Source organism: Halobacteriovorax sp. (genome assembly GCF_048381875.1).
Lineage (GTDB): Bacteria > Bdellovibrionota > Bacteriovoracia > Bacteriovoracales > Bacteriovoracaceae > Halobacteriovorax_A > Halobacteriovorax_A vibrionivorans.
In genome coordinates this window covers 1-8,115 of the sequence record NZ_JBLXBP010000011.1, presented here as the reverse complement: position 1 = coordinate 8,115, position 8,115 = coordinate 1, and the positions used below count along the sequence as shown (strand labels likewise).

Here is an 8,115-nt window from a genome sequence, read left to right as displayed (position 1 = left end):
AAAAGGTCTTAAGTTCGCGATCCGTGAAGGTGGTAGAACAATTGGTGCTGGTACAGTATCTGAAATTCTAGACTAATAGATTTTCTATTGAAGATATAGAGGGGGACCACTTGGTCCCCTTTTTTATTGAGTAGGGATTGCATCCTATAATATGCATGTAAGTTTTTAAATTTTGGTTTTTTTCTAAGAATAAGAGATTGACGAGGAAGGCCTTTTTGGGTAACTTATCAATCCAATATCACTACGGGTGTATAGCTCCAATTGGTAGAGCGGCTGATTCCAAATCAGTAGGTTTAAGGTTCGAATCCTTATGCGCCCGCCACTTTTCTTTTAAATATTATTTATTAATACTTGGAAAATTATCCCATTTTATTGTTTAGACTTGCCAAAGCATGTTAATTAAGGGATATAATCTGGTACTTGTACGTTTAATTTAGGTAAAAAAGGATTTGAAATGTCTCTCATTAAGAGTGAAGACAGCAAAAAGTGGATTAACGCTTTCGTTGCTGCTGTAAGTGCAATTTGTGGATTTATTACGATTAGATTCTTCGAGCAATTAGGAGAATGGTTTGATCTAGAAGCAAAGGTTCCTAACTTTCCAATCACGGTACAAGTTGTTGGAATTGTTGTAGGTCTGATTGTTTTTATGTCAATCGTAAAAAACAAGTCTGCATCGACATTACTTGAAGATGTTTATGGCGAACTAGTTAAGGTAGTTTGGCCTAATAAGGATGATGTTTTAAAGACAACTGTTGGACTAGTAATCGCTTTGAGTATTGTTAGCGGTATCTTTGTTCTGATTGATTACTCATTCAGACAATTACTAAGTTTAATTCTGTAGCCTAACTTAAAAAAATAAAAGTGAGATAAAGCATGGTTGATAATAACGAATCAGAAAAAGAACTTAACGAAGAAGTAACTGCAGCGCCAGAGGCTTCTGAAGAAACAACTGAACAGGCTGAAGCAGTTAACCCTAACTTTCGTTGGTATATTGCAAAAGCTCTTACAGGACAAGAAAACAAGGTTCAAAAGACTCTTCGTGAAAGAATCGTTAACTACAAGCTAACAGATTCTTTTGGTGAGATTGTTGTACCTGAAGAAAAAGTTACAACTCATGCAGGTGGAAGAAAGAGAACGATCACTAAGAAGCTCTTTCCAGGTTATGTGTTAATTCAAATGGTTATGAATGAGAACACATGGCACCTAGTTAAAGATACAGATAAAATTACAGGTTTTGTCGGTGGTACAGTTGACAAACCAGCCCCTTTATCAGATGAAGAGGCAGCTTATATGACAGGTAAATCTAATGAAGGCTTCAAAAAGTCACGCACAACTGTGGACTTTTCTGAAGGTGAAGAAGTTAAGGTTATTGAAGGACCATTTGCTTCATTCATTGGAACTATTGAATCAGTAAACGAAAACGGAAAACTGAAAGTGAACGTTTCTATCTTTGGTCGACCAACACCAGTAGAATTAGACGCTTCTCAGGTTGAAAAGAATTAATAATCGTTGGTAGAACGCAAGTTCGCAGGAGAATTTTATGGCTAAGAAAATCACAGGTTTCATTAAGCTACAGATTCCAGGTGGGAAAGCAAACCCATCACCACCAGTTGGGCCGGCACTAGGTCAAAAAGGTGTTAATATCATGGAATTCTGTAAGGCTTTTAATGCAAAGACTCAAAAAGACGCAGGTGTAATGCTTCCAACAATCATTACAGTTTACTCTGACCGTTCTTTTACATTTGTAACAAAGACACCACCAGCTTCATACCTTCTTAAGACAAAGCTTAAGCTTAAAAGAGGTGCACAGAAGCCAGGTACAGAAGTTGTAACGACAGTATCTAAAAACGTTATTGAAGAAATCGTTGAAGCGAAAAGACCAGATCTAACAGCTGCTACTCAAGAAGCTGCTGAAAGAATCATCGAAGGTTCATGTCGTTCAGCTGGTATTAAACTGGACTACTAAGAGGTGTACAATGGCTAAGAAATCAAAAAAATATACAGAAGCACTTTCAAAAGTGGATACAACAAAAACTTATACAATCGACGAAGCTATCGCACTAGCTAAAGAAATCAAGTTTGCTAACTTTGATGAAACAGTTGATCTAGCATTTAGACTTGGTGTTGATCCAAGACACGCAGATCAAATGATTAGAGGTGCACTAGCTCTTCCAGCAGGTACAGGTAAATCAGTTAAGGTATGTGTTATCACTTCTGGTGATAATGTTGCTAAAGCTGAAGCAGCAGGTGCTGATCATGTAGGTGGAGATGACCTAGTTGCTAAGATCGCTGGTGGTTGGCTTGACTTCGATAGAGTTATCGCATCACCAGATATGATGGGTAAGCTTGGTCGTGTAGCAAGAATCCTAGGGCCAAGAGGTCTTATGCCTAATCCAAAATTAGGAACTGTTACTCCAAACATCGAAAATGCTGTTAAAGAGCAAAAAGCCGGTAAGGTTGAATACAGAACTGAAAAGAATGGTATCATCCACGTTCCAGTTGGTAAGTCTTCATTCTCAACTGAAGACCTGAGAAAGAACGTTGATACAATGGTATCAGCAATTATTAAAGCTAAGCCTGCATCTGCAAAAGGTACTTACCTTAAGTCACTGACTATCAGTACGACAATGGGACCAGGTCTTAGAATTGACACACTAGAAGCTACAGCAGTAGCTAGTAAATAATAAGGGGTTGATGATTGTCGGTGTGGCCGCTGATTAAGTTTAACGCCACATAAAGCCTGCATGAAATCTCCCTCCAGTAGTTTAGGAGGTAAACGATGTTAACTAGAGCAGAGAAAGACGTTATCATCGAGGGTCTTAATAAAAAGATCACTGATGCAAACGCTATCTTTCTAACAAACGTTATTGGACTACCGTCGAATGATGCCAACGCTCTAAGAAAGTCTGTTCGCGATGCGGATGGAACGCTAGTTGTTACTCGTAACTCACTTTTCTCAAAGGCTGCAGCCGGAACAGACGCGGAAGAACTTCTTTCAGGTCTTAAGGGTACACAAGCAGTTGCTTTCGCATTTGGAGACGCTCCAGGTGTTGCAAAAGCACTTAAGGAATGTGGGAAAGAGTTTGAATTAGTAGAACTTAGAGGTGGTTTACTAGATGGTAAAGCACTAACACCAGCAGAAGTAAACGCAATTGCAGACCTACCATCTCGTGATGAGATGCTTGGTACTCTTCTTGCAACATTTAATGCACCGATCTCAGCATTTGCTAGAGTTCTTAATGCAATTAAAGAGCAAAAAGAAGCAGGCGGTGAAGCTGCTCCAGCTGCAGCTGAAGAATCTGCAGAATAATTTAAAAGTTAATAGTTAATAGTTGAAATTATTTTAAAAATTTAGGAGTTAAATATGTCTATTACAAATGAACAATTAATTGAAAAAATCTCTAGCATGACTGTTCTTGAAGTTTCTGAACTTGTAAAAGAACTTGAAGAAAAATTTGGTGTATCAGCTGCTCCAGTAGCTGTTGCAGGTGCTGCAGGTGCTGCAGGTGCTGCAGAAGAAAAAACAGAATTTGACGTTGTACTTGCTGAAGCAGGTGCTAAGAAAATCAACGTTATTAAAGAAGTTAGAGGTATCACTGGTCTTGGTCTTAAGGAAGCAAAAGAAATGGTTGAAGGTGCTCCTAAGACTGTTAAAGAAGGCGCTACTAAAGAAGAAGCAGAAGAAATCAAGAAAAAACTTGAAGCTGCTGGTGCAAAGGTTGAGCTTAAGTAATTTAAGCCCTTTGCTCATCGCATAAAAATTTAAAAAATTCAGGTGTGGAGATTTAGCGATCTTCACACCTTTTTTGCGTTTGATTAAACCAAAAAAAAAAGTTATTAAGTAACTAAAAAAACATATACAACGTGCACGTTTAAACAATTAAAACCCGGGAGAACCATAATGACTGAGGTTTTTAGACCAAACGAGTGGTTTCGCAGAAACTTTGCCTCTACACCATCGGTGCTAGAGACGCCTCCACTCATGCTTCTACAAAAGAAGTCCTATGATGACTTTCTTCAAAAGGACGTACCTCCTTCTCAAAGAGAAGAAATGGGACTGCAGTCTGTTTTTCATTCTGTATTTCCAATCCATGACTTTAACAAAACTGTATCATTAGAGTTTGTTAGCTACTCACTTGAAGAGCCAAAGTACACTGTAAAAGAGTGTCGCCAAAGAGGACTTTCTTATGAAGCTCCACTTAAGGTAGTTGTTCGTCTAGTATTCTATGATGTAGCAGTCGACAAAGATGGTAACGAACAGAGAACTGTATCTTCGATCAAAGAGCAGGAAGTTTACTTAGGTAATATTCCTTTAATGGCCGAAACTGGTTCTTTTGTATATAACGGAACTGAGAGGGTTATTGTTTCTCAGCTTCACAGATCTCCTGGTATCGTATTCGAACACGATGGTGGTAAGAAGCACTCAAGTGGTAAGCTTCTTTACTCAGCTAGAATCATTCCTCATAGAGGTTCTTGGCTAGACTTCGAATTCGATCACAAGAATATCCTATTCGCTAGAATTGATAGAAAAAGAAAATTACATGCAACAGTAGTTCTTAAGGCTCTTGGTTATAGTACTGAAGAAATCCTTGATATGTTCTACAACATGGAAACGATTAAGTTTGATAAGAATGGTGAGTTCACTAGAACTTTAGACTTATCTCTTATGACTGGTACTCGTGCAACAAACGATGTACTTGATCCAAAAACTGGTAAAGCTATTGTTAGAAAGGGGAAGAAGTTCTCAAAAGCATCTGTAAGAAGACTTACTGAAGCTGGAGTAAACGAAATTCCTGCAACTTTAGAAGAAGTAGTTGGTAAAGTTGTTGCTAAAGATATCTTTAACGAAGAAACAGGTGAAGTTATTTGTCTTGCAAACGAAGCTCTTTCAGAAGCTAAGATTCAAGAATTAACAGCAGCTGGTGTTAAAGAAGTTGAGTGTCTTTATATTGATATGATCAACTTTGGTGATCAAATCAGAAACACACTTCTACTAGATAAGACAGATACTAAAGAAGATGCTCTTCTTAAGATCTTTGAAAGACTAAGACCAGGTGAGCCACCAGCAGTTGAAGCTGCAGAAGCTCTATTTGAAAGTCTTTTCTTTAATGAAGAAAGATATGACCTATCACGCGTTGGTCGTATGAAAATTAATTATAAGTTTAAAACTGATGTTCCTGTTGAGAATACAGTTTTAACAAAAGAAGATATTAACACTACAATCCAGTACCTTGTTGAGCTTAACAATGGTAAGGGTCGTGTAGATGATATCGACCACTTAGGTAACAGACGTGTTAGACCTGTAGGTGAACTACTTGAAAACCAATTTAGAGTTGGTCTAGTTCGTATGGAAAGAGCGGTTAAAGAGAGAATGGCAATTCAAGAAATTGATACAATGATGCCATATGACCTTGTTAACCAAAAGCCAGTTGCTGCTGCCGTTAAGGAATTCTTTGGTTCATCACAACTTTCTCAGTTCATGGATCAAACGAACCCACTTTCAGAAGTAACTCACAAGCGTCGTCTTTCAGCTCTTGGGCCAGGTGGTCTAACGAGAGAAAGAGCATCTTTCGAAGTTCGTGACGTTCACGTTACTCACTACGGAAGAATGTGTCCGGTTGAGACTCCTGAAGGACCAAACATTGGACTAATCACTTCTCTTGCAACATTTGCAAAAGTTTCTGAATACGGTTTCATTGAAACTCCGTACCTAACTATTGGTGAAGACCAAAAGATTGGTGATGTTGAGTATTTCACTGCCTTCCAAGAAGAAGGTAAAGTTATCGCTCAGATCGATGCAAATAACATCAAAGATGGAAAGCTAGTTGGTGAGCACGTTGCTGCACGTGATTCAGGTGAATTCACGCTTGTTGACGCTGCAGAAGTTAATTTAATGGACGTTTCTCCAACTCAGATGATTTCAGTTGCAACTTCATTAATTCCTTTCCTTGAGCACGATGATGCCAACCGTGCCCTAATGGGATCGAACATGATGAGACAGGCAGTGCCTGTTGTTAAGACTGAAGCTCCAATCGTTGGTACAGGAACAGAAAGAATTGTAGCTAGAGACTCTGGTGCCGTTCTTGTTGCTGAAGACAATGGTCGAGTAATCTTTGTTGATTCAAATAGAATCGTTATTCAAAGAGATAGTTTTAAAGATGGTGAATCTGGCGTTGATATTTATAAACTAGTTAAATATCAAAGAACTAACCAGAACACTTGTAATAACCAAAAAGCTCTTGTAACTGAAGGTGACATTGTTAAGAAAGGTGACGTTCTAGCTGACGGACCTGGTACTGACAATGGTGACCTGGCACTTGGGCAAAACCCTCTTGTTGCATTCATGCCATGGGGTGGTTACAACTACGAGGATTCGATCCTGATTTCAGAAGATCTTCTTGCAAAAGATGTATTTACTTCTGTTCATATCGAAGCATTCGAAGTTGAAGCTCGTGATACAAAACTTGGTAAAGAAGAAATCACTCGCGATATTCCAAACGTTTCAGAAGAGTCTCTAAAAGACCTTGATGAAGCAGGGATCGTTAGAGTTGGTGCAATCATTAAGCCAGGTGACATTCTTGTAGGTAAGATTACTCCTAAGGGTGAAACTCAACTTTCTCCTGAAGAAAAACTTCTTAAAGCAATCTTCGGTGACAAAGCTGGTGACGTTAAAGATACATCACTAAGAGTTCCTTCATCTGTTTACGGTACAGTAATTGATGCTAGAGTTTACACTCGTGAAGGTGTTGAGCTTTGTGCAAGATCTAAGGATATCATTGAGCAAGAAACAACTCTTCTTAGAAGAGATGAAAGAATTGAAATTAAAGCAATTCAAACTTCAGCAATTCTAAAAATTGCAGATATGCTTAAAGGTGCAAAAATCACTGACGTTCTTGTTTCTGAAGATGGTTCAGCAGAACTTCTTTCTAAGGGAACTGAGATCACAGGTGAAGTACTTGCTTCAATTCCATTTGAGCTAATTGGTTACTTACCTCTACAAGCCGAACTTGAAGAAAAACTATCTGAGTATTTCGCAGATGTTAGAAACAAGATCAATAGAGTTAGAGCTAAGACTACTGATGAAATTGCTAAACTTCATAGAGGTGATGAGCTTCCTCCAGGTGTAATCAAAAAGATTACTGTTTACGTTGCAATTAAGCGTAAGCTTCAGCCAGGTGATAAAATGGCCGGTCGTCACGGTAACAAAGGTGTTATCTCAAACGTTGTACCTCGTGAAGATATGCCATATCTTGCTGATGGAACACCTGTTGAGATCGTACTTAACCCACTAGGGGTACCTTCTCGTATGAATATCGGACAGCTTCTTGAGCTTCACCTTGGATGGGCCGGACGTGGTCTTGGTGAAAAAATCAAGGTAATGCTTGAAGAACAGCAGAAAGTTCATGAGATCAAGGATTTCATTTACAAAATCTATAAGACTCCAGAGGTTGAAGCGTGGCTTAAGTCAGCTTCAGACGATGTTGTTATGGCACTTGCTAAAAAGCTTACTAGCGGTGTTCGTTTCTCAACTAAAGTATTTGATGGTGCTTCAGAAGCAGATATCAGAGAAATGCTTGAGCTTGCAGACCTAGAACCACACGGTAAAACTACACTGTTTGATGGTAAAACTGGTGATGCATTTGCTGAGGACGTTACTGTTGGTGTTATGTATATGCTTAAACTACACCACCTTGTAGACGAAAAACTTCACGCACGTTCAACAGGTCCTTACTCACTTGTAACTCAGCAACCACTTGGTGGTAAGGCTCAGTTTGGTGGTCAGAGACTTGGGGAAATGGAAGTTTGGGCACTAGAAGCATACGGTGCTGCTTATACACTACAAGAGTTCTTAACTGTTAAATCTGATGATGTTATCGGTAGAACTAGAATGTATGAGTCAATCGTTAAAGGTGAGCAAGTACTTGAACCAGGTCTTCCTGAATCGTTCAACGTTCTAATCAGAGAGCTACAGGCACTTTGTCTAGACGTTAAACTTGAAGAAGACAGAATTGAAGAATCTATTCGTTAATTTATGGCAGGCTTAGTCCTGCCATATATTAAGAGGGCATAAAAAATGAAAGACCTTTTAAACTTTTTTGATAAGCCAAAAGATCC

Annotated in this window: 8 protein-coding genes and 1 tRNA gene; all 9 read left to right on the top strand. The window is 38.8% G+C overall.

Going from position 1 to position 8,115, the window contains the following annotated elements; genetic code table 11:
- Positions 1–76, top strand: a 76-nt coding sequence (locus tag ACN5L8_RS14945; RefSeq protein ID WP_419169043.1) for a hypothetical protein, incomplete at its 5' end; no start/stop codon positions are given.
- A gap of 169 nt (positions 77–245) precedes the next feature.
- A tRNA-Trp gene (locus ACN5L8_RS14940) sits at positions 246–322 on the top strand.
- Positions 323–454: 132 nt separating this feature from the next.
- Positions 455–841, top strand: coding sequence for a preprotein translocase subunit SecE (gene secE, locus ACN5L8_RS14935; RefSeq protein WP_114705889.1), 387 nt, complete (start codon positions 455–457; stop codon positions 839–841).
- Between the two features lie 32 nt (positions 842–873).
- Positions 874–1,503: a transcription termination/antitermination protein NusG gene (nusG, locus tag ACN5L8_RS14930; protein WP_114705888.1), complete on the top strand. Its 630-nt coding sequence runs from the start codon at positions 874–876 to the stop codon at positions 1,501–1,503.
- A gap of 37 nt (positions 1,504–1,540) precedes the next feature.
- Complete coding sequence (rplK, locus tag ACN5L8_RS14925; protein ID WP_114705887.1) at positions 1,541–1,966, top strand: 50S ribosomal protein L11; 426 nt, start codon at positions 1,541–1,543, stop codon at positions 1,964–1,966.
- 10 nt (positions 1,967–1,976) lie between these two features.
- On the top strand, positions 1,977–2,684 hold the full coding sequence (gene rplA / locus ACN5L8_RS14920; protein ID WP_114705886.1) for a 50S ribosomal protein L1: 708 nt from the start codon (positions 1,977–1,979) through the stop codon (positions 2,682–2,684).
- A gap of 95 nt (positions 2,685–2,779) precedes the next feature.
- Positions 2,780–3,310 (top strand): 50S ribosomal protein L10, encoded by a 531-nt coding sequence (gene rplJ, locus ACN5L8_RS14915; RefSeq protein WP_114705885.1) that lies wholly within the window; start codon positions 2,780–2,782, stop codon positions 3,308–3,310.
- A 54-nt stretch (positions 3,311–3,364) separates the two neighbouring features.
- Positions 3,365–3,733 carry a 50S ribosomal protein L7/L12 gene (gene rplL / locus ACN5L8_RS14910; RefSeq protein WP_114705884.1) on the top strand — a complete coding sequence of 123 codons (369 nt, stop codon included), beginning with the start codon at positions 3,365–3,367 and terminating at the stop codon, positions 3,731–3,733.
- 168 nt (positions 3,734–3,901) lie between these two features.
- Entirely contained in the window at positions 3,902–8,029 is a 4,128-nt protein-coding gene (gene rpoB / locus ACN5L8_RS14905; protein WP_114705883.1) for a DNA-directed RNA polymerase subunit beta, read from the top strand.
- Positions 8,030–8,115: the final 86 nt, after the last annotated feature.